Origin of the sequence: Gilvimarinus japonicus, from assembly GCF_042847215.1 — a bacterium.
GTDB lineage: Bacteria > Pseudomonadota > Gammaproteobacteria > Pseudomonadales > Cellvibrionaceae > Gilvimarinus > Gilvimarinus japonicus.
In genome coordinates, this window is record NZ_AP031500.1 from 2,795,223 (window position 1) to 2,817,834 (window position 22,612).

The following is a 22,612-nucleotide window of genomic DNA, read 5'->3' on the forward strand; positions in this document are numbered from 1 at the left end:
TTTTTTGTGTGTTTTATAAGTTGGGCTAATACAAATACACTGCACCACTGCCATCGGCGTTGCCGTTATCGGCCGTCACCGCGGTGTCAACGCCAACTGCAGGGCCGTCTTCTTCCGGCGCGCCTATCGCAATAATTTTACCGTCGCCGCTAATGCTCACAGCCTCGCCAAACCGATCGCCCGCGTCGGTATTTTTAGCCTTAATATAAATCTCTTCTTGCCACGCGCCATCGGCGTAGTTATACAAGTACGCAGCCCCGGCTAACCCCGCGGCATTATTACCGTCGTTAGCAAAAAAACCATTGCCGTTACCATCTTCGGTGGGGTCTCCAATCAGCACCCGAGTGCCATCGCGACTCATAGAGAACACGCTACCGTAGCGCGACCGGCCATTATCGTCGCTATCAATCGCGCCTTGCTGATCAAGCTGAGCAAAAGTGTGCGCCAAACTCCACTCACCGGAGTCACGTTGATACATATAAACTTCTGGCTTTTCAAGCTGCCCGGCATCGACCAACGTGCTATCGTAGTTCACCCCCACCAGTAGTTTGGTGCCATCATTGCTCAGCAATACACGATGACCAAAATGCTGCCCCGTAAAAACCTCAGGCGCATTCAGCTCGGTTGCAAGCTCCCACTGCTCTTCCTCATCAGCCTCGGCGTTGTAGTGGTATACTTGGGTAACACCTACCTCCGTTTCTTCGCCATCCAGCTCGGTCCCATTGCGCAACCCCAATGCCAGGTAGTTGCCGGTGTTATCTAAACTCACTGCGCTGGCCGTATCAAAGCGCTGTTTTAGTTCCCACACGTTTTCGTTGTTGTCATCCGTATTTAAACGATATAACAACGCCTGACCATCTTCAGTGATTAATTCTTGCGCCACTAATGCCAAGGTGTCGCCATCGCCGCTTAACGCGATGTCGGCGCCAAAGCCCAGCAAACGTGAGCCATCTTCGCCTTGCTCATCCCCCGTTAGCGCTTGCGCCTGAGTCCAGCTACCGTTGTCAAACTCATAAGTGTAAACAGCGCCTACACGAGTATCATTGGTATCACTAAACGAGGCAGGTACAAAAGGCGCACTAATGGCCACTTTATTTCCGTCTCGGCTCAAGCTGACTCGCTCGCCAAAGCGCGAGTCAGCACGAATATCGTCTAACTCTAACGCTGCCTCAAATTGCCAGCGCGTTTCACCTAAACGATAAACGTAGACGACACCGCTACACAGGCCTTGGTTAGCAGCGCTGCAGTTTTCCGGCGCGCTAGCCACCAGCGTTTTACCGTCACCACTAAAGGCCAACGCATTTCCAAGATGCAGACTGCCATCCCCCTCCGGGCGTTTAATGTAACCAATGGCTTGGTTAATACCGCTGTCGGTTAATAGCAGCTCTGAATCCATGCAGCTTTCGTCGTTGCAAGCCTCGAGTTTATATTCAGCTTCAAGGTTATCGTACAACGTCTCGACACTTTGGTAACTCAGCACGTCACCGGCAAACTCAGGGCCTATTTGGGTAAAGCCAGATTCACCGTCGATGTTTTTATAAAGCGTGTAGCGTAGCGCGTACGTCACCTCATCCCACTTAAAGCCAATGCTTCGGGCAATCGCGGTATTGCTAAACTGCAGGTCAGCCTGCTCTTCAACGGGGCCGGTCTCGAAGGTCGCCTGAATATGACAAGGCGCTTCAATATCAGCGGTTTTGTAATGGTTCTCGTCGATGACGGTACCATTACAACCTGTCATATTGAGCAGTCGAAAACCTAAATCGGGGTGCGCCGTGATATGGAGTGTGGCGCCGCGAGGAACATCAGACTCAAGTGGCGTAACTGTGCCTCCCTCGCCGCTGCTGGCTGTAACATGGATGGTTTCCAATTCCGCGGAATTATCGTCACTGCCACACCCCGCCACTACGGCAACGCTCAAACACAGCAGTGTCCAGCGCACAGGCGCTGTTAATACACGATACGTCATACAATCTCCCTAATTAACTTTATTACCATCGTTTGCCAGCCTTTGGTGACAATCGTCGCGAGTATATCGAAATTGCCGGCATCGCGCAGGCAACCTCGCGCATTTGTACACAATTTAACAGGTTTAAATATCGCCCCCAAAAGCGGTAGTATGTTTCGCACTCGCCTTTAACAACCATAAAACGCTATGAATAAATTTTTAAAGCTCGTATTAGCCTCTGCCGTATTGTCGCTACTCAGCTGTAGCCAGACACCATCGATCACGGCGCAACAGGTGCAAAGTCACGCCGATCGCCTCGCCCGTTGGCAGCTTGAGCATATGGGTGACTTTGAGTACGTCCGCACCTTTCGCGACCATACCGCGCAACCCGACGGCTGGGTGCAAGCGGCCTTTTATATAGGCCTAAACCGCTGGAATGACACCGGAGGAGAAGGCCGCTACCTTAGCGCGCTACAACAAAAGGCCGAGGCCAACCACTGGCAGCTAGGGCCGCTTTACTGGCACGCGGATGATCAGGCCATCGCGCAACTGTATTTAGCCCTAATCGATTCCGCCGATAGCCAAGCACTCGCCCCAACCCAGACCAAATTTGATGACATTCTAGCCTATGGCGCCGATAATTCTTTGGAGTTTATCCGCGACGACACCGGGCAATCAGAGGGCACCTGCCAACGGCGCTGGTGTTGGTCAGATGCGCTGTTTATGGCGCCACCGGCTTGGGCTGCCATGAGCCGTATCAGCGGCGACGAACAATACCTCAATTACGCTTTAACCGAGTTTTGGGCCACGACCAACTACTTATTTGACCCGACCTACCACCTGTATTATCGCGACAGTCGTTTTTTTGATCGTGCCAGTGAGCACGATAACAAGGTATTTTGGAGCCGGGGCAATGGTTGGGTGTTTGCCGGGTTACCGCTATTGCTTGAGCAGCTGCCCGACAATCACCCCGAGCGGCCCAAGCTTATCACCCACTACCGTAGAATGGCCTACGCCTTTGGTGCGCTGCAAACCGCCGAGGGGCTGTGGGCGCCATCGTTACTGGATAACGACTACGACCCGCTACCCGAAACCAGCGGCAGTAGCTTTGTGGTATTTGGCTTAGCGTGGGGTGTTAATCGCGGTTTATTACCGGCGGCTGATTTCAACGATGTAATTGTCAGCGGCTGGCAGGCGATTGATAAACGCTTAACCCCAGAGGGTTGGCTCGGCTGGGTACAGCAAGTGGGCTATGAGCCCGATAAAGTTCACGCCGACGACACCCAGCTGTACGGCAGTGGTGCCTACTTATTAGCGGCATCGGAGATGCTAGATTACGACGCTGGCAAGGCGTCAGCTAAATAAAAATACCAATAGCCCGGCATACAGCCGGGCTATTGCTCGTGTTAGTCGCGATCTTGCTGTTCGCGACGAGCGCGAGCGCGCGCTCGGCTTTTATGTGCCAGCGCAAAGTACACAGCCAACACCGCGCCTACTACCGCTAAGCTTATAACCGAGAAGTGCACATGCTCAGATGCCCCGCCAGCGCCGTGGCCCGGGTGCGCCAACGTCAACGGCGCGATAAGTAGCGCACTCAAACAAACGGTAATTTTTTTTAATAGCTTCATCGTATTCTCCACACTTATTAAGCAATCATTTTAGCTGTGATGTTTAGCGTTCATAGCGGCCTACGCGCGACGAGTTAACATACCGGCGCTTTCGATAAAGGCAATCACCTCGGCCACACCCGATTCATCTTTTAAATTGGTAAACAAAAAGGGCTTATCGCCGCGCATTTTTTTCGCATCGCGATCCATCACCCCAAGATCGGCGCCCACCAATGGCGCCAAATCGGTTTTGTTGATAATTAATAAATCCGATTTCGTAATACCTGGCCCGCCTTTGCGGGGAATCTTATCCCCGGCCGAAACATCAATCACGTAAAGGGTTAAATCCGACAGCTCGGGGCTAAAAGTCGCGGCTAAGTTATCGCCACCGCTTTCAATTAAAATCACATCCAACCCCGCGTGGCGATCTTGCAGTTCGGCCACAGCGGATAGATTCATCGAGGCGTCCTCACGAATCGCGGTGTGCGGGCAACCGCCTGTCTCAACGCCGATAATACGGTCGTCGGCCAGCGCCTCATGGCGCTGCAAAAACTCGGCGTCTTCGCGGGTGTAAATATCGTTGGTGATCACCGCGATGTTGTAGACATCCTTTAAGTGGGCACATAGGGTTTTGACTAAGGCGGTTTTACCCGAGCCAACGGGGCCGCCAATACCTAAACGTAGTGCTGGTTTGTTCATACGGTTTAACTTCCTCTTATGATCGAAACAGACGAGTGTATTGCCGCTCGTGTAAACACGAGGCCATGGCAAGGCCCGGTAAACTCAGGCCCAACTCGTCGTCGGTTAATGTTTTAGCCCGCTCACACACCTCATCCACCGCCGGCATTAATGCCACCAGTAATTGCTGCGCGCGGGTTTGGCCTAGCGGCACAATTTTAGTGGCGGCGGCCACTTGGTTCTCGAGCCAGCTCCAGACAAAACCCCGAGCTAGCTCATCCACACTCACCTGCCACTTAACACCGGCCAGGGCAAACAAGGTTACGTAGCTGGGTGAGCTGTTAAAGTTTGAGCGCGCCGCCTGCGAGATATCGAGTGATTCAAGCAAACGCCCGAGCGCCAAACCCAATTGTTCATCCTCAAGCAGTAACTCTTGGGTCTCACGACAGGCCAGGACAAAGTCGTTCCAATCATTGACCTGTGCTAAATCATCGGCTTGCCACGCGTTATACACCCGACGCAAAACCGGTACATCAAGCTGCCCCAGGCTGTGGGTCATCACTTGCTCGATCCAGTCTTGCAGCGCCGGCTCGCTGCCGGCCCAGCCGCTATCGATGGCGTACTCCAGCCCTTGCGAATACGCATAAGCGCCTACCGGTAGCGCCGGGCTCACCAAGTGCATTAAGTGCAGCAGCGAGCCGGACATCAGTGACTGTGCTCCACGTGATGATCGTGGCTATTAGAATGGGCGTGGGAATGACTGTGACCATGAGCGTGAGAATGTGCATGACCGTGGCTTTTGCCGTGATAGGCGCCGTTTTCGGGTTGAAAGGGCTGCTTCTCAAAGTTAACCGCGAGGCCCAAACCCTCGACCATTAAATCTAAGACATGATCGTGCTGATAACGTAAAAAACCGGCGCCAATTTGTAGCGGCATATGGCGATTGCCCAAATGGTATGCCGCCCGTGTCAGCGCTAAGGCATCATCGCTGGTTACTTGGCTGACCGGCTCCAGTGCGGCAATCACGCGAACCTGTTGGCCATCGCTACACTCCAGCACCTCGCCATCGAGCAACACATGGCCGCGCTCGATAAACCACCCCAGCGGCTTGCCGCAACGGGTGGTCGTGCGATAGCGGCTTTTTTGCCGCTGCTCGAAAGTGGCTTCTACTTCCAACACAGCCCCGGGGGCTGCCTCGGGTTTAACGCTAAAGGCTTCTAACATAACAACTCACTTAAAACAGGCTATAGCGCTGCGCCAACGGCAGCTCGGTGGCGGGCTCGCAGGTCAGTAACTGGCCATCGGCACGCACTTCGTAGGTTTGTGGGTCGACTTCCATATGGGGCTGGTAGTCGTTTAGGCGCATATCGGCTTTGGTTACCGAGCGACAATTTTTAACGGCCACCAGGCGCCTCTCTAATTCAAACGAGCCGGCAATACCGGCCTCTAACGCCGCCTGGCTGACAAAGCTAACGCTGGTGCCGGTGCAGGCGCGGCCGTAAGCACCAAACATGGGCCGGTAATGCACGGGTTGCGGTGTCGGGATAGACGCGTTCGGGTCGCCCATCGGAGCCGCAGCAATAGCGCCGCCTTTGATAATCAACGCGGGCTTAATGCCAAAAAACGCCGGCTTCCACATGACTAAGTCGGCCAGTTTACCCACCTCGACCGAGCCCACCTCGTGCGAGATACCGTGCGCCACCGCGGGGTTAATGGTGTATTTTGCAATGTAGCGCTTAGCTCGCAAGTTATCGGCGCTGCTGGTTTCGCCCGGCAATGCGCCGCGTTGCACGCGCATTTTGTGCGCCGTCTGCCACGTGCGGCTTACCACCTCGCCCACCCGGCCCATGGCTTGCGAGTCGGAGCTGATCATCGAAAACGCGCCTAAGTCGTGCAAAATATCTTCGGCGGCAATGGTCTCTTTACGAATACGCGAGTCGGCAAAGGCCACGTCCTCGGGAATGTTCGGGTCAAGGTGGTGGCACACCATCAACATGTCCAAATGCTCGTCGATGGTATTCACCGTGTAGGGCCGGGTCGGGTTAGTGGACGACGGTAAGACGTTATCCAATCCGCAGGCTTTAATAATGTCGGGGGCGTGCCCCCCGCCGGCGCCCTCGGTGTGATACGTGTGAATCGTGCGACCGGCAAACGCGGCAATGGTGTCCTCAACAAAACCGGATTCATTCAGCGTGTCGGTGTGAATCGCCACTTGCACGTCGTATTTTTCGGCCACGCTCAGGCAATTATCAATGCTCGCGGGCGTGGTGCCCCAATCTTCGTGGAGCTTTAAACCCAACGCGCCGGCCTGTAACTGTTCTTCCAGGGCGATCGGTAAACTGGCGTTACCCTTACCGAGTAAACCAATGTTCATCGGAAAGCTTTCCACCGCTTGCAGCATTTTACCGATGTGCCAGGGGCCAGGGGTACAAGTAGTCGCTTTAGTACCCGTCGCCGGGCCGGTGCCGCCGCCAATCATGGTGGTAACACCACTCATCAGCGCTTCTTCGATTTGCTGCGGGCAAATAAAATGGATATGAGCATCAATACCGCCTGCGGTTAAAATCTGGCCTTCGCCGGCAATAATTTCTGTGCCGGGGCCAATGACGATATCCACCTCGGACTGCACATCCGGGTTACCGGCTTTACCAATAGCGCTAATACGGCCATCGTTAATCGCGACATCGGCTTTTACCACGCCCCAATAGTCCAGAATTAAGGCGTTGGTAATGACGGTGTCGGGGGTGTCAAAGCAGCTGGCTTGCGATTGGCCCATGCCATCGCGAATCACTTTACCGCCGCCAAACTTTACCTCTTCGCCGTAGCGGGTGTAGTCGCGCTCGACCTCGAGCCACAACTCGGTATCCCCTAAGCGAACTTTATCCCCAGTGGTGGGGCCGAACATATCGGCGTACGCGCGCCTGTCTATTGTCGCCATCTTATAGCTCCCCCATTACATCGCCACGAAACCCGTATACTGTGCGAGCACCCTCTAGTGCGACTAACTCCACCTCGCGAGTTTGGCCTGGCTCAAAACGCACAGCCGTGCCAGCGGCAATGTTTAAGCGAAACCCGCGGGCTTTATCTCGCTCAAAGTTAAGTGCGGCGTTAGTCTCGTAAAAATGATAATGCGAGCCCACTTGTATGGGGCGATCGCCGCTGTTGGAAATACTTAAGGTCACCGTCTCGCGGCCTGGGTTTAGCTCGATTTCACCAGGCAAAATGTCGTACTCTCCGGGAATCATAGCGCCTCCTAAACGATCGGGTTGTGAACGGTGACAAGCTTAGTACCGTCGGGGAAGGTCGCCTCGACTTGCACCTCATGCACCATCTCGGGGATACCATCCATGACATCTTCGCGGCGCAAAATCTGGCGCCCGTAATCCATCAGCTCGGCGACGGTTTTGCCGTCGCGCGCGCCCTCCATTATTTCGGCGCTGATAAACGCAACCGACTCTGGGTAGTTGAGTTTAACGCCGCGATTTTTGCGCCGCTCGGCAAGTAGCGCCGCGGTAAACAGCAACAGTTTATCTTTGTCTCTGGGCGATAGTTCCACAGCTCTCTCCTATCGATATATTGATTACCGGGCGCAGCAACGTCACCCATTAAACGCTTATACTTAGGTATTCCAGATACGCGGCTCTAACGCTTCACAACCCAACATAATCGGGCGCAGCGATTGCCAAATGGCAATAAAACCAAACCGGCATTCTGCGGCACTTGCGCCTAAGTAGCGGGCGATGAATAACTGTTTCTTTTGCGTTAAGCCCCATTTAGCATCGGGCCAGCGCTCATGTAACGTTTCGAGTAACAGATCAACCTGATCGCGATTGAGGGTTACGCTGGCCACGAGCGTGCCAAAACTTCCCGCCCCCTTTAGCCCCCAAGGTGCCTGCATAATCGGGTCGCGGCCATCAATGCGGTTGCGCTCAATCAAGACCGGCCGGTGATCAACGCTAACCTGTAATATCTGCTCCACGCGCCCTTCGGTAAAACGCTCCTGACTCGCGGGCCGGCCCAGACAGACGATGTCCCACAGACAAAACTTGGCATCCGCTGTCGCATCAACGCGAGTGTTCAGCCTCGCATTCGCACCGTTAAAAACAATTGTTTCCTGTGGCAACCACTCGCACACAGAGCCTGCGTCGAGCATCAAACGGACACTTTGGGTTTGTGTGGTCGCGGCATCGCTGTGGCGTAAACCATTGACTGTATAAATTTTGCCGGCCGACGGGGTGGTTAATAAGCCGTGCGCACCAGCTGCCGCACGCAGCGAGATCGTCAGCTCATCGCCCACCACCAAGCCACCCGGCGGGTGCAGCAAGTAAACATGAGCGCAGCCATTGGCTTCGGGGTAAAACAGCCGCTGAATGCGCAACGGACCTTTGTGCCGCGCACGCATCAATGCGGTGCGCCCGGCCCGTTGGGCCAGCTCAATATCGATAGACGCACACCATTGGCGCGCCACTTGGGGCAAAGGACTCGGCGCTATCGCGTCATCCGCGGCTAACTCTAGCTCGGATAACCCAGCAGCACTGGTTGAATGGGGCACAGGTTGTCGCTCTCTTTGGTGGCCGCGCTTAAGGGCCTTTATCGTCTCGTTAGCCGGATCTACAGATCAAGATCTATGCCAATCAAAATAGCCGCGCAGGCCCTAAGGTGCGGCGCCCGCCCCAACGGAGCGCACCAAAACAGACCACATAAAATATCAACGCCCAATGTCGCACCATATCTGTGCGTTCGAGTGATTCGTGGACGGCTTACCACGCAGTTGAGGAGTTACTGGCATAGGTTAAGTGACCGATAAGCCGGTAAAAAAACACCGCGGTTAGCGGCTAGAGGCAACAGGACGCCCCTTCACAGCCCTGTGGGTACTCACACCCAAGCCCGCAAAACTGCGTTACACTTAAACTTAAGAGAAAGGGCCCGAAAGCCCGATGTTTTAGCTACCGCCCCCATTGGCGACAGGAAGGATAGAGACTCAATGCCCCACAATCAGCCGTACCAACACGCCCACCACGAGGCGGGCCACTACGACACCACCGACGCCATTATCTCCCCCCACGAGCAACTCAACATTCTCTCTAAAACCGAGGCCGCCAAGTTGCTGGACGTTAGCCAAAGCGGGCTCTACAAGCTGTTTCGCAGCTGCTCGCTGGCGGTACTCAACTGCGGTAACTCGCTGGACGACGGTAAAGAACTACTGGAGCGCTACCCCGACTTTGATATTAAAGTCATTCAGGAAGAGCGCGGTATTAAGTTGGATGTAAAAGGTGCCCCATCCAGCGCGTTTGTCGATGGCAAAATGATTCGCGGCATTAGTGAACACTTATTTGTCGTGCTACGCGATGTGATTTTTGCCAGTGGTGACAGCCGCTTGGCCGACACGCAACAGTCGATCAACGAAGGCGATGCGCTGTCCCCCGAGGCCACCACCGATGCGGTTTTTCATATGCTGCGCAATGCGGACATTATTCGCCCCAATGTCGACCCCAATATCGTAGTTTGCTGGGGCGGACACTCCATTAGTATGGGTGAGTACGATTACACCAAAAAAGTTGGCTACCAGATGGGCCTACGCGGTTTGGATATTTGCACCGGCTGCGGCCCGGGCGCCATGAAAGGCCCTATGAAAGGAGCGACTATTGGCCACGCCAAACAACGCTTGGGCCTGCGCCGCTACATCGGCATTACCGAGCCCGGTATTATTGCCGCCGAAGCCCCCAACCCTATCGTTAACGAACTGGCGATTATGCCCGATATCGAAAAACGGCTTGAGGCATTTGTCCGCGCCGGCCACGGTATTGTCGTGTTCCCCGGGGGCGCTGGCACCGCCGAAGAAATTCTCTACCTGTTGGGTATATTGTTACACCCCGATAACGCCACACTACCCTTCCCGCTGGTATTTACCGGACCGAGCTCAAGCGCGGCTTACTTTCATCAAATCGACGAATTTATTGCCACCACGCTGGGCGCCGAGGCGCAGTCACGCTATAAAATCATCATCGACGATCCCGAAGCCGTCGCCCGCACTATGGTCGATGGCATTGCCGAGGTACGGGCCTTTCGTAAAAGCACCGACGACGCCTACTACTTTAACTGGCAGTTAAAAATCGCCCCGCTGTTTCAGCAACCATTTGCACCCACCCACGCCAATATGAGTGCTCTGGCACTGCACCAGAACCAAGAGCCTCACACCTTGGCCGCTAATTTGCGACGGGCGTTTTCCGGTATTGTCGCGGGCAACGTTAAAGACGAGGGCATACGCGCCATCGAGAAGCACGGTTTATTTGAAATTTGCGGTGAATCCGCCATCATGCAGCCGGTTGATGATCTGCTGCAGGCTTTTCAAGAGCAAGGCCGTATGAAACTGCCCGGTAGCACCTATAAACCCTGCTACCGCATCACCCGGTAACAAAATTGTCATCCAATTAACACCCGTTTGTAACGAAGGCATCACACACGCTGTACGACATGTCTCACAAAAACTCGTGCTAATGGCGACTATCTCCACATAGCGGTTTTAGGGATACTACGCTTACAGGGACGTTACATGGATGACTAAGGGGCCAGGACGGTTCACAGGATGTACCCAACCACAGGATGTGGTTGCGCCAAAAAGGACGCGCGCAGGATGCAAGCGCAAAGGACACTCGCAGGACGCTCACTCTTAGGACGAGAGATTAGCAGGACGCTAAACAAGGAGATAAGCATAACCGCCAAGGAGTGGCCACGGAAGAATCAAACAACAACAGGTAAGACGACAAGGAGAAGTCGCTCGGCACAAGGGAGCCGAATACTAAGAATTCCACGACAGGGGTTTGAAGGACGAACCGGCAGGACGCCACCGGGGACAAACATTACGCAAAGGAAGTACCCAGTCTACACGGATGAGCACAGACATTAATCGCACAAGGGGTCCACGCCAAGTGGGCCTTTTTTTTATTTCTAGACTCATAAAAGCCACCGCGCAGCCACACCAAGAGAGTAACTTCTGGGCCTGAGGCCTCTCACCCAACATCCACACTAACGTCCGCTGGTGCCAAAGCCGACCCGCGAGCCAAGCTCAAAATCACCGCAAGGTTCGTTAGAGTGCGAAACGAGGCAACCTACTAAATCGATAAAATTGCCAACAACCCTAAAAGTGGTCACCCGACGAGTACCCGATGGCTTTATTGCAACGCCTGCTATAGCGAGTACTCTAAGGAGCGTTTCGTTCAGACGGGTCTTTTTTAAAGTCCCGAACTAGCTCATGGGGGTCCGCCTTAGCCCGGTGCGCTGTTGTAGCCTGCCCCCACCAGATTAGCTGGTGGAATGTTCGGCCAAAGTAATCAAACCAAGAGGCCTCGCTCTCTGCGTTTTGCGGCAACCCATTATCAGCGAAGACTTCTTGCGCTTTGGGCACATGAATCATTGCCGATACGGGCAGGCAGCCTAACTCCGAAAGAAAGGTCCGCATCGCAACAGCCGCGCGCATACCACCCCACTGACCAGCCGAGTAAGTAACAATGGCACTGGGCTTGTAAGAGAACAACGAGCTGCCAAAATGGTTTAGCAAGTTAGCTAACGCCGGGCTCATTAAATGATTGTATTCCGGGCTGATCATAATAAACCCGTCAGCGGAGGCTATTTTATCGGCCAGTTCATTAAGCGCACCGGGGGCTCTACCGGCGGCGTAGGCAAAGTGAGGTTTAAACACCGGCTCTAGCGGGTAATCCAACGCGTCAATCAGTTCCACCTCATGCTCGCCATAACGGTCCGCCAAACATTTTAAGCAGGCCTTGGCCACCCGCTCGCCCAAGCGGGCGGGCCTTGGCGGTGTACTATCGCGAACCGTACCCAAAAATACTAAAAACTTCATCTAGCAAACTCCATCCATACAACGCCTAGTGTTACTCAATATCAGGTGCGTCGCCAACTTTAAGCTCATCAAACTTAGCCGCCATAGTGGGGTTGCGTTTGGTGAGCTTTTTGACCGTCAGATCATCGGCTTTGTTGTTGGCTAAGCGCAGGTTATTCTCAGAGCCCAGCAGCGCGTCTTTGGTTTTTTGCAGGTGATTGATCGTTTTGTCAATCTCATCAATAGCCGTTTTAAACTTCTTAGAGGCCAACTCGTAATTGCGTGCAAAGCCTGTTTTAAAAGCGTCCAGATCGCTCTCAAAGTTGGTGATATCAATATTTTGTGATTTAACCAGCGCCAACTCGGCTTTATACTCTAGTGAGTTCTGGGCCGCATTGCGCAACAGCGTAATAATCGGAATAAAAAATTGTGGCCGAATGACATACATTTTAGGGTAACGGTGTGACACATCGACGATACCCGAGTTATACAGCTCGCTGTCGGGCTCTAACAGAGAGACCAGCACGGCGTACTCACAGCCTTTCTCGTTGCGATCTTTGTCGAGCTCTTTTAAAAAGTCTTCATTTTTCTTTTTTGTGGCGGTTTCATCACTCTCGTTTTTCATCTCGAACATAATCGACACAGTTTCGGTGCCAGCATCGTCCGCGCTGCCTTCAACAATGCCGTAGTCGCGGAATATATAATCACCTTTACTGCCGCTACGCGCGTCGTTATCCTTCTCAAAATAAGCTTTGGGAAACGCCGTGGCGCGAATTCGGTTAAACTCCGTCTCGCAGTGTTGCTCTAAGGTTTCGCCCACCATTTTGGTCGACAACCGAGCTTTCATATCCCGCAGGCGCTCGATCTCGCCCTCGCGATCTTTAATCTGGGCTTCGTAGCGCTCTCTCAGTGTGCTCGCCTCAAGCTGCTTTTCCCACTTCGCTCGCTCTAGCTCGCTTTGTAGGCTTTGTAACTGCGTCTCCTTGGCGGCTGTGGCCTGCTGTAGTTCGTGTAACCGTTTTGCCTCTGCCAATTCAGCGGCAGCTTTTTTATCTTGCGCCGCCTGTTTAAGCTCGTTTGCCAAACTATCACGCTCTTTCTCTAGGGCTGTTAACGCCTCCATTACGGCGAGCTTCTGGGCATCCTCACCCGCGGCCAGCTTAGCGTTCAGCTCTTTAATTTCGGCATCTTTTGCAGCAGAGGCTTTATCCAACTCTCGGCTAATTTTGCTGGTGGCCAGCTCTACCGCGTTTTGCTTATCTTGCTCGGCCAGTTCCAACCGCTCATGTAATTGCTTTTCAAACTCGTGATCACGAACCTGCTTAAGGATATCGGCGTAGCCGGCCTCGTCGACCTTAAACGCCTTTTTGCAGTGGGGACAGTTAATTTCATGCATAAAGCTTTACCCGTATAGTCAACTCAGTCAAATTAGCTAGTTGCCTCAATTCGACCAGCAAACTCAATTAAGTGTTCTCTGAGGTTAATTAGAAACGATAAAATAGACCCGCAGCATATAGCGGCGACTGCTTTTGAGCTAGCCTCACAACAACGTAAAAAGCAATTTTAAGGCACTCAACCGACAACGGTTGGCGGCAAATAAATGGTAAATTCATTTAACGGTTCAACTAAAATGCTGTAGGGGTGGTTTTGCTCTGCTTCATAAACGATCCCAAGATCTGACAAAAGCTTAAATCTAGCCGACACTAAGCTCGCCGGTGTAACGGCTAGCTCTTTATGCCAAACCCTGTAAGTCCCAAGCTTACCGTCTCTGCGAAAGTAAAACCCTGCGAGCGGATGAGTAAGGTAAACCAGTGCCGATTCAGTATCCGGAAACCCTGGAAAATCAAAAACCTCCTCACTCGATTGGTGTAACACCACAGACGCATCTGCCCAGCTAGAGCAAGTCTCCATTGCGTATTGTTCGTACAAACCGCTCGCCTGGTTCACGCGACAATCAAATTTTACGTTACCAGCATGCCATGGGAGATTCCATAGATACCGCGGAACGGCTAACGTCCATGAATCCAGTACTGTGCCTAAAAACCAGACACAACGCTCATTGGTTAGTTGATCAACGATGTAAATCCGATAGTTTGTTTGTCCCATAGTAAACTTGGGAAACGGAAAAACCGCTGATGTAAAATCAACATCGATAAACGGCACCACCGAGATAAGCCCCATTTGCTGGCCGTCAATATCAACAACGTCTAGTCGAAACCTGTCTGGAAAAAGGCCTTCAAACCTATCAGCTGGAACCGCGTACGTAATAATAGCGAAATGCTGCAAGCCACAGCGAACATCGATACCCTTTGGCTTAGGTCTCTCTATGAGATAATCCGCCATCTTTCGCAACGTTTGCATCGCAACTCCTTGATCACTGTGGCGAATAATTTAGCCGCAACGGGCTTAAGGCTGTTTATCGTATACCGCGACGCCGTCGGGAATCACATACCAATCTTGTTTTTCGCTTACCCACACATGGGCGGTCGGTTTGATAATGCGGGTATCCGATAAGTTAGCGGGTTTAAGTTTAATCTTATCGGGCTCTTGCGGGTTAAAGTGATAGATTCTGTTACCGCAGGTAGGACAAAACTTTGCCCCATTCGTGTTGCCACTATCGGCGATTCTGCGCCACTCGGCCATCTCTCCTTGAAACTCAACAGCATCAACATTCACCACAGCGGTAATACTAAACGCACTGGTCGAGAGCTTTTGACACGCTTTGCAGTGACATGCCACCACCATCAAAGGCTCTGCTAACAACTGATAGGTTACGCCGCCACATTGGCAGGCTCCGTCAATAGGGTATTGCATACTTGCGCGAAAGCTCCTTTATCTGTCTTGAATGTCACCGAAAATGTCGCTTAAACGCAACCGGTACATTGGCGGCGAGTGGCTGGCTGGATCGCAACCACAAGGCTTAGTTTACCTCGGCCAACGCCCCTCAATATTACCTTAAGAAGGGTCAGCTCGGGAGTCGGCAGCAATGTTCGCTGGCGGCTACAGCACTAACTCGCGGATTTTGTTATCTGCTCCGCAAAGTAAAAGGACTCTGGTACTAGGCGTTAGCATTAATTACTGCTACGCTATTTGTAGGACTATACTACAAATAGCGTTAGGGACAACAAAACCTCCAATAATGATAAAAGGGTTAGCTTATGTTCCATTCCATACGTGATATTGCGCGTAACACCCTACGCGCCGGCATTTTTAGCTTAATGGCTGTCTCAGGTCTAGCCAGCGCACTCAATTTGTCTGGCATCACCAACTCCCACGACCCCTCCACCCTCACCAGAGACGGCAACACCTATTTTCAGTTCACCACCGGCGATGGTATTTGGTTCTCGCGATCAACCGATATGGTGAGCTGGGGTAACCCAGGTACAGTATTTGGCGCTGGCTGGCCTAGCTGGATTAACGACGCCGTACCGGGCTTTGCAGGCCACTTTTGGGCGCCGGATATTATTCAAATGGGCGATTACTATTACCTTTATTACTCAGCATCTACTTTTGGCAGCTCGCGCTCAGCCATTGGCGTGGTGCGCACAGAATCGTTAACCAACCCCAACTGGCAAGACTTGGGAGTAGTCGTGCAATCTTACGGTGGCGGCGGTGAAATTAACGCCATCGACCCCGCGCTAATGCGCGATCACGATGGTCGCGTGTATATGTCTTACGGCTCTTGGTTTGGAGGCCTAGGGGTTGCCGAAATTAACCAAAACACCGGTAAATTATCGTCATCTGTGCAGCATATTTTCGGCGGCGGCCATCAGTCGATTGAAGCACCCTACATTACCCGCAACGGCGACTTCTATTACCTGTTTTTCACTCGCGGCAACTGCTGCCAAGGCGTTAACAGTACCTATCGGGTTCAAGTAGCTCGCTCTAGCAGCATTTTTGGTCCCTATACTGGTGAGCGCAATTTAATGCCCAATGTTAACGGCAACCGCAAAGGGCCCGGTCATATTGGCATTATTAAGCAAGATGGTTGTAACTACACCAGTACTCACTACTACGACCTAAACGATAACGGCGCCGCTAAACTCGACATTCAGCGCATGGACTTCGTTGGCGGGTGGCCCACTATGACCAGCAACTTCAGCTCTATCCATAGCTGCGGCGGCTACAGTGAAGGCTTGTATCAACTGCAGTCCCGTCACAGTGGCAAAGCACTAGAGGTGGAAAATGCCTCAATCGACAATGGTGGCAATGTGGTGCAATACGACTTTAACGACTGGCTGCACCAAAAATGGTACTTAGTAGATCACGGTACAGGCACCTATAGCCTAATTAACGCCTTAAGCCAAAAAAGCTTAGATATCTGGGAGCAAAGCAGTGCCAACGGCGCAAACATTGCCCAGTGGGACTACTGGGGCGGCGCTGGCCAAAAGTGGCGCTTAAACTCGGTCGCGGGAAACAGCGTTGAAATTGAGTCGGACCTCAGCAATAAGCTGCTTGATGTCAGCGCCAACAGTACAGCCAATGGCGCCAATATCCTGCAGTGGAGCCGCACCGGAGGCTATAACCAACACTGGCTAATGTTGCGTCAATAACTTTGATCTGTGTGGGCAGCCTCGATAAATCGGGCACTTACCGGTTTATCGAGGCGCTAGTGACACCGCCCATGCTTTGGGACAAACTCAATCAATGTCGTCGCCCCAGACAATAAAACCACGCGGCCACTGTTAATTGCTCTTTGTTTTTAGCCTTTACTAAATCAGGCTCTACTCTCTATCGCTACGCTGGAGCGCATAATGGCCGCGTCTTTACCCGGTGGCGCGCCGAACAGTTTGCGGTAATCACGGCTAAACTGCGACGGGCTTTCGTAACCGACTTTGTAACCCACACCGGCGACTTCATGCTCGCTTAACAGTAATCGTCTGGCTTCTTGCAGGCGCACCTGCTTTTGAAATTGGACCGGTGTCATTTGTGTTATGGCTTTAAAGTGGCGATAAAACGACGCCGGGCTCATCGAGGCCATATCGGCTAAATTCGCCACTTTAAACGCTTTGGCGTAATGGGCCCGCATCCAAGCGGTAACTTGGCCGATACGGGCCGTTTCACTATCCTGCAACCCCGCTTGCAGCAATGCAGCGCCCATAGGTGAGCACAGCAAACGCCAGCAGATTTCACGGCGAATCAAAGGCTCAAGTACCGCTTGATCTGCCGGCTGCTGACAAAGCGCCAGCAAGCGCGTGAGAGGATCGAGCACCTCAGGCGGCGCTGCGCCTTTTACCAATGCTGCCCGCTTAACACGACTATGGGCCACACCTGGATGCGCCAGCAACAACTCCGAGACCATCGCCGGATCAATCGCCAAGCTCAGCGCCAAATAGGGCTGCTCGGCACTGGCCTGAGTAATACGCGAATTAACCGGCACATTTACCGAAGCCACTAAACATTGCCCGCTGTGATATTCCAGTGCAGTCTCGCCTATCGCACTGGACTTACTGCCCTGCAGCACGAGGCAGAACGAGGTTTGATACACCGCGCGAATCGTACCGCTGGGCTCCGTTGCGCGGGTCAGGCGCAGCCCGTCAATGGCGCACTCGTGGCCGCCGCTCAACCATTGCTGCTCGACCATTGCCTGCAATGTGGCAAAAGCAGTCCGATCATCGAATACGTGCGGGGGTAAATCACTCACCATTACTATCTCGCCTTTAACGTTGGATGCAATCGCCCAATACACCGAGTCTTAACGATCTACAGCATACGCTGATTGCCATAACCCGAGCAGCCCAGAAACCCGACTTGATAGAATTGTGCATGAATGCGAGAGTTTCTGCCTGCCACTTTTGGCGCAAGCGCCTTAGTATGATCGTAACGCTGCACCAGCGGCCTTCACTAGATTACGAGGTAACCCCAATGACAACACCATCACAAGACTCCCCGCTTGCCATGCACACCTTAGGTCACTCTGGCTTGTTTGTTTCCGAGCTGTGCCTAGGCACCATGACCTTTGGTGGCGGCGATGACATGTGGGGCAAAATTGGCAAGTTGCAACAGCGCGACGCCGACGAGCTAGTCGAATTAGCGCTGGCCAACGGCATTAACTTTATTGACACCGCCAATGTCTATAGTGGCGGCAACAGCGAGGCGATACTCGGCCAAACGCTAAAAAACCTTAATGTTCCGCGCGAGGACATAGTGCTAGCCACCAAAGTACTAGGGCCGATGGGCGAAGGCCCCAATCATCGCGGCGCATCGCGCGGGCACATTCTCACCCAGTGCAAAGCCAGCCTAAAGCGGCTGCAAACAGACTACATCGACCTCTACCAAATTCACGGCTTCGACCCGGCCACACCGATAACCGAAACCCTTGAGGCGCTCAACACCTTGGTGCAGCACGGCCACGTACATCACATCGGGCTCTCCAACTGGGCCGCCTGGCAAGTAATGAAAGCGGTAGGCATCGCCGAGGCGCGCCGCCTTTGCCCTATCGTGTCGCTACAAGCTTATTACACCTTGGTAGGGCGCGATTTGGAGCGCGAAATCATTCCCATGCTGCAATCGGAAGACATTGGCCTGATGGTCTGGAGCCCATTGGCGGGCGGTTATTTATCGGGTAAATACGAAGGGCCAGATGCCTCCGGGCAAAACCGCCGCACCCAGTTTGATTTTCCGCCGGTTAACCACGAGCGCGGCAGCCAAGTGATTGCCACCATGCGCGAGATCGCCGTAGGCAAAGAACTCGACGGCAAACCCGTTAGCGCTGCCCAAATAGCTCTGGCGTGGCTGCTACACCAACGCGCCGTCAGCAGCGTTATTGTCGGAGCCAAACGAGCAGATCAACTGTTGGATAATATTCACGCTGCTCGCATTCGCTTAAGCGAGGGCGAGCTCACCGCGCTGGATAACGTCAGTCGCCTACCCGCCGAATACCCCGGCTGGATGATCGAGAGGCAGGGCGAGTATCGCGCCCATATGAATCAGTAATGGCGTTTTCTGGTAAGGCTGAGTGTTATTGATTTTATAATATTGACTGCCTCAGGGCCTGAGGCAGTCAACGGCACCAAGCTGCTTAGGTTAACACCCCGCGACTTGTCACTCCGCATACCACTGCGTTAATCTGTTTCGTTATTGCTGGTTCGCCCAGCCACCTGCTCCAATACTATCGAGGCGCCCGTGTTCCGCTACTTAAAGATTTTTAGCTGGTTTTTATTTACTTTTGCCATTGTGGGCATCATTGCGCTGCTGGCTGGCATGGAGCCAACAGTCACCACCGCGCGCAAAGCACTCGGTCTTATGGCTATGCAAGTGGGCGTATCCTCGCTAATACTCATCGGGTTTAGACTAAACAAAGCCGAGCAACTACCTACCAAAGCACTGCTGTACGGTGGCTGGGCACTGATTTTTGTGCTCGTGGTCGTGGGGCAGGTTTGGCTTAATGTTTGACGGGTTTATACCCTACTTTAAAATGGGTGAACCTCAATCACGCCCCCAGCCCGCGCGCAGGGCGTATTCGCCACCAGGTCGATAACGGTTTCAAGGCGTTCTGCCTCGATAATGTAAAAACCGGCCAGCGGTAATCCACTCTGATGCGGCCCGTCTTTAACCTCAAAATCATTACCCCAGTGACGTACCGATGTTACCTGAGGGCGAACCGCAACCACAGTCGCACCGCCGTCTCTGATAAACTCGTCTTGCGCTAATACATCGGTTTTTTCATCATCGCTTAGTAAATTCCAACCGTCTTCGTCACCGAATGCCAGACACAGAAACTTCACCTTTTAGCCCTCCTAGTATTGTGTATGATTAACCACAATAAATAGTCGACTAACAAGAGCGACTTTCGACACACCACCTTGTGCCGGCTTTACAATGGAAGCCTCTACGTTTTTTACGTGGCGCGCAAATGTACCAATTAATACCGACGTAATTTGCAGGAGCTCCAGAAAACTTAACGTAGGCACTTTTATTTTAGCCCTGCGTTTAACGTTTACATTACAAAAAAGATCAAGAGGGTCAGCTCGTAAATTCTCGCCGCCCCTATGATCTATACACCGAAGAAGAATATCGCCCGGTGACGGCACACTAATCTTAAGCCAAGATTTGACCCATTCAGTATGACCTAGTCAGTTTATGGCTCGTTGCTCATCGGCCATTTAAACCACAGCCAACGCGGCTGCACGTGGCAGACATCTTCCGATACGACAATGCCCGTCTGGGTCTGGGTGGTAAAACCATCAAGCGTGGCGGTAACAGAATAGCTACCGGCCCGCTCGGGGGCGCCGTAAAAATAACAGCCGCCCGGCCCGTAGTGACCTGTTTTTGGTTGCAGTACCTCCGAGTATTCACCATCAGTGGCGACCACCTGGGCAGCGCAGGCGTCGATGCTTTCATCATCCACCCAGAGGTCAATGTTTAAGCCGTAGCGGATCTCCTCGGTACAGGCGATAGGCTCGCCACCGATGGGGCCCTGAGGGGCATCGGCAGCCCCCCAACCGCTAGACCAAACCTGATTGTCGTGGGCGTAGTAAACCGCCTCATCATGCAACAATCCGCGCCTGACACCGCCACTGTAATCGTACTGGTTATTACCCGCCGTCTCGGCGATCAGTGTGCCCTTATCAATCATGGCACCGTCCGGCCCATCCAGCCCCGTCAACGACAACATCTGCAGGCCGCTGTACTGCCATACGTTGGGTTCGCTGTTCACACTCACCGGAAACGACACGCGCATATCACCATCACCCACGGGCAAAAAATTAAGCGCGCGTAAGTCGTGTAAGGCATCGCTGTGACTGCCCCGCTCACCAATTAACATCTCGCCCACCAACTCAGGTGTACCCGCGTCCACTTTCACCAGCTGGGCCTTAATACCTTTTGTCCACCCGGTCTGGTTATCGGCATCCTGCCCCAGGGTAAACAGGTAGTTATCGTTAAGCGGATGAATGTAAGTCGCAAAACCCGGCACCTCTAACTCACCGCTGATTTTAGGGTCGGCGCTGTCGGACAAATCCAGTACATAGAGCGGATCAACCCGCTCAAAAGTCACCACATAAGCGGTGGCCCCCGCAAAACGCACCGCATAAATATCTTCACCCGGCTTACCAATGGGGTCGGGACGTGCGCTGTTGGGCAACTCAGCCACTGTGTCAAAACCCGAGCCCGACTGGCGCAAAATACTAAGGTGGTGCGAGGGCTGATTCCAGTCGCCCCGAGTCGTCACCACCCTTAAGTCGCCGTTGTATTCGTTTACCCGGTACGGGGCATCGCCGTTAATATGGCCCAGCACACTGGTGGTAGCACGGTAACTGGCGCCGCTATCGGTGAGATCAAACTTGTGAATAACAGTGCGCGATTCGCTCTCGCGCCAGTCATTAGAGGTTAGGTAGAGTGCGTTGGGGCTCATGGTCATGGAGTTAACGCCGGTACTCAAGCACTCACTGGACACCACTTGTCGGGCGGTTAAATCAATGGCGGTGATATTCACCATGGAATAATAACCGTGCTCGGGCAGGGTATCGCTCGGGGCGTAACAATCGTCGCTTAACGGAGCCGCCATATCGCCCTGCCGATATTGCGGTAACAGTTCGGCAAGCTCGATACCGCTTAACGCGGCCTCGTTGTCGCTGCGAGCTTGCCCATCAAGCTCCTCAAACTGCAAAGATGCCAACCAGGGGTCATAGCGGGTAATCACGTAAAGGGTATCGCCCACCCGGCGGCTATCAATTAACGTGCCGTCTAAAGAAATAGATGTGGCAAGTGCGGGCGTGGCAGGCTGATTGACATCGATAAACTCAACTTTAAGTTCGCTGTTCCCGGGCCCTGGCCAAATACTCATGTCCGCCGCCGAAAACTCGATGCCCCAGCCTGGGAGCACCGGCTCCATCGCCCCCCTATGGCTACGCATAGCGATCAGGTGCGAAGCGACATTATTGTCCTTTTGCAAATACAGCGAATAAGCAGGCCCCCAGGAGCTATCATCAAAACTATAGGTGCCGGCGATTGTGGCGTCAGGAATATCTGGATCGGTCGCAATGATCTGTACCCCCGGCAACTCACCATCATGGTGTTGTGGTTGATAGGCAACAAACCAGTGGCGGCCATCGTACTTGGTGACATCAGACTCACCAACGCCCTCGACGTGGACATTGGTATCCGAATAGTGGTTACTATCACCGCCATTAGCGCCACCGGGCGAAGCGGAAAAATCGATATCGTCCGACTCGGCGCCACCGGCATAATCATAACGGCTGGCTAACTGCAGGCGCAGACCATTTTTAACCAGACGCTCAAAGTCGTCACCGGATAACAGCGCCAAAGGCGCCTCACTGGGTTCGCTGGGTTTAAGCTGGGTATAATCAACTGAATCGTCAGGCACTTTAGGCTGGGGAGCACTGCCACTCGATGACGAGCCCCCACACCCACCAAGCCCTACCGCCAAAATTGCCACTAACCACTGCGCTCTCATACGTCACCTTTCCTGGTAATGTTATTGATGCTAGCAGCTTAACGCTTTTTAACGGAGATTCTGTGCTATTTTGTTAAAGGCAGGCACGCTTACGCTACCCTTGAGTTCCGGGCAGCGGTTAAATA

At 53.2% G+C, this 22,612-nt stretch carries 21 protein-coding genes; 5 read left to right on the forward strand and 16 right to left on the reverse strand.

Annotation, left to right across the window (positions count from 1 at the left end):
- Positions 1-25 precede the first annotated feature (25 nt).
- Positions 26-1,966, reverse strand: coding sequence for an InlB B-repeat-containing protein (locus ACGHAD_RS11875; RefSeq protein WP_382417232.1), 1,941 nt, complete (start codon positions 1,964-1,966; stop codon positions 26-28).
- 186 nt (positions 1,967-2,152) lie between these two features.
- On the opposite strand from ACGHAD_RS11875, the gene ACGHAD_RS11880 reads away from it, so the two are divergent.
- Complete coding sequence (locus ACGHAD_RS11880; RefSeq protein WP_382417233.1) at positions 2,153-3,310, forward strand: glycoside hydrolase family 105 protein; 1,158 nt, start codon at positions 2,153-2,155, stop codon at positions 3,308-3,310.
- Between the two features lie 41 nt (positions 3,311-3,351).
- Here the strand turns inward: ACGHAD_RS11880 and ACGHAD_RS11885 are convergent, their stop codons facing one another.
- The 8 genes from ACGHAD_RS11885 to ACGHAD_RS11920 all read right to left on the reverse strand — a co-directional run bounded on the left by ACGHAD_RS11885 (position 3,352) and on the right by ACGHAD_RS11920 (position 8,782).
- The gene (locus ACGHAD_RS11885) at positions 3,352-3,573 is read right to left on the reverse strand and encodes a hypothetical protein (RefSeq protein WP_382417235.1); all 222 of its coding nucleotides are present in this window, start codon (positions 3,571-3,573) and stop codon (positions 3,352-3,354) included.
- A gap of 60 nt (positions 3,574-3,633) precedes the next feature.
- The gene (ureG, locus tag ACGHAD_RS11890; RefSeq protein WP_339617740.1) at positions 3,634-4,251 is read right to left on the reverse strand and encodes an urease accessory protein UreG; all 618 of its coding nucleotides are present in this window, start codon (positions 4,249-4,251) and stop codon (positions 3,634-3,636) included.
- A gap of 16 nt (positions 4,252-4,267) precedes the next feature.
- On the reverse strand, positions 4,268-4,936 hold the full coding sequence (locus ACGHAD_RS11895) for an urease accessory protein UreF (protein ID WP_382417238.1): 669 nt from the start codon (positions 4,934-4,936) through the stop codon (positions 4,268-4,270).
- Positions 4,936-5,454: an urease accessory protein UreE gene (gene ureE, locus ACGHAD_RS11900; protein ID WP_382417240.1), complete on the reverse strand. Its 519-nt coding sequence runs from the start codon at positions 5,452-5,454 to the stop codon at positions 4,936-4,938. Before ureE ends, ACGHAD_RS11895 begins: the two co-directional genes overlap by 1 nt.
- Before the next feature lie 10 nt (positions 5,455-5,464).
- Positions 5,465-7,168, reverse strand: coding sequence for an urease subunit alpha (ureC, locus tag ACGHAD_RS11905; RefSeq protein WP_382417242.1), 1,704 nt, complete (start codon positions 7,166-7,168; stop codon positions 5,465-5,467).
- 1 nt (position 7,169) lies between these two features.
- On the reverse strand, positions 7,170-7,475 hold the full coding sequence (locus ACGHAD_RS11910; RefSeq protein WP_041522752.1) for an urease subunit beta: 306 nt from the start codon (positions 7,473-7,475) through the stop codon (positions 7,170-7,172).
- 8 nt (positions 7,476-7,483) lie between these two features.
- On the reverse strand, positions 7,484-7,786 hold the full coding sequence (ureA, locus tag ACGHAD_RS11915; RefSeq protein ID WP_041522751.1) for an urease subunit gamma: 303 nt from the start codon (positions 7,784-7,786) through the stop codon (positions 7,484-7,486).
- A 63-nt stretch (positions 7,787-7,849) separates the two neighbouring features.
- On the reverse strand, positions 7,850-8,782 hold the full coding sequence (locus ACGHAD_RS11920) for an urease accessory protein UreD (RefSeq protein ID WP_382417244.1): 933 nt from the start codon (positions 8,780-8,782) through the stop codon (positions 7,850-7,852).
- Positions 8,783-9,214: 432 nt separating this feature from the next.
- Between ACGHAD_RS11920 and ppnN the strand changes: the two genes are divergently transcribed.
- Positions 9,215-10,645 carry a nucleotide 5'-monophosphate nucleosidase PpnN gene (ppnN, locus tag ACGHAD_RS11925; protein WP_339617745.1) on the forward strand — a complete coding sequence of 477 codons (1,431 nt, stop codon included), beginning with the start codon at positions 9,215-9,217 and terminating at the stop codon, positions 10,643-10,645.
- Between the two features lie 786 nt (positions 10,646-11,431).
- Here the strand turns inward: ppnN and ACGHAD_RS11930 are convergent.
- The 4 genes from ACGHAD_RS11930 to ACGHAD_RS11945 form a co-directional block, all read right to left on the reverse strand.
- A complete protein-coding gene (locus ACGHAD_RS11930) occupies positions 11,432-12,091 on the reverse strand; it encodes an NADPH-dependent FMN reductase (RefSeq protein ID WP_382417246.1) in 660 nt (219 codons plus the stop codon).
- 31 nt (positions 12,092-12,122) lie between these two features.
- Complete coding sequence (locus ACGHAD_RS11935; protein WP_382417248.1) at positions 12,123-13,466, reverse strand: DUF2130 domain-containing protein; 1,344 nt, start codon at positions 13,464-13,466, stop codon at positions 12,123-12,125.
- A gap of 176 nt (positions 13,467-13,642) precedes the next feature.
- Positions 13,643-14,431, reverse strand: a complete 789-nt coding sequence (locus tag ACGHAD_RS11940; protein ID WP_382417250.1) for a DUF2071 domain-containing protein — start codon at positions 14,429-14,431, stop codon at positions 13,643-13,645.
- A gap of 45 nt (positions 14,432-14,476) precedes the next feature.
- Entirely contained in the window at positions 14,477-14,884 is a 408-nt protein-coding gene (locus tag ACGHAD_RS11945; RefSeq protein WP_339617749.1) for a GFA family protein, read from the reverse strand.
- A 344-nt stretch (positions 14,885-15,228) separates the two neighbouring features.
- On the opposite strand from ACGHAD_RS11945, the gene ACGHAD_RS11950 reads away from it, so the two are divergent.
- The gene (locus ACGHAD_RS11950; protein ID WP_382417253.1) at positions 15,229-16,623 is read left to right on the forward strand and encodes a family 43 glycosylhydrolase; all 1,395 of its coding nucleotides are present in this window, start codon (positions 15,229-15,231) and stop codon (positions 16,621-16,623) included.
- Positions 16,624-16,787: 164 nt separating this feature from the next.
- Here ACGHAD_RS11950 and ACGHAD_RS11955 read toward each other — a convergent pair whose 3' ends face one another.
- Positions 16,788-17,717 (reverse strand): AraC family transcriptional regulator N-terminal domain-containing protein, encoded by a 930-nt coding sequence (locus ACGHAD_RS11955; protein ID WP_382417255.1) that lies wholly within the window; start codon positions 17,715-17,717, stop codon positions 16,788-16,790.
- Between the two features lie 218 nt (positions 17,718-17,935).
- On the opposite strand from ACGHAD_RS11955, the gene ACGHAD_RS11960 reads away from it, so the two are divergent.
- Together ACGHAD_RS11960 and ACGHAD_RS11965 are read left to right on the forward strand one after the other, a co-directional pair.
- On the forward strand, positions 17,936-19,006 hold the full coding sequence (locus ACGHAD_RS11960) for an aldo/keto reductase (protein WP_382417257.1): 1,071 nt from the start codon (positions 17,936-17,938) through the stop codon (positions 19,004-19,006).
- A gap of 189 nt (positions 19,007-19,195) precedes the next feature.
- On the forward strand, positions 19,196-19,465 hold the full coding sequence (locus ACGHAD_RS11965) for a hypothetical protein (RefSeq protein ID WP_382417259.1): 270 nt from the start codon (positions 19,196-19,198) through the stop codon (positions 19,463-19,465).
- Positions 19,466-19,482: 17 nt separating this feature from the next.
- Here ACGHAD_RS11965 and ACGHAD_RS11970 read toward each other — a convergent pair whose 3' ends face one another.
- Both ACGHAD_RS11970 and ACGHAD_RS11975 read right to left on the reverse strand, forming a co-directional pair.
- Positions 19,483-19,797, reverse strand: coding sequence for a YciI family protein (locus tag ACGHAD_RS11970; protein WP_382417261.1), 315 nt, complete (start codon positions 19,795-19,797; stop codon positions 19,483-19,485).
- Positions 19,798-20,150: 353 nt separating this feature from the next.
- On the reverse strand, positions 20,151-22,487 hold the full coding sequence (locus ACGHAD_RS11975) for a beta-propeller domain-containing protein (protein ID WP_382417263.1): 2,337 nt from the start codon (positions 22,485-22,487) through the stop codon (positions 20,151-20,153).
- Between the last annotated feature and the right edge of the window lie 125 nt (positions 22,488-22,612).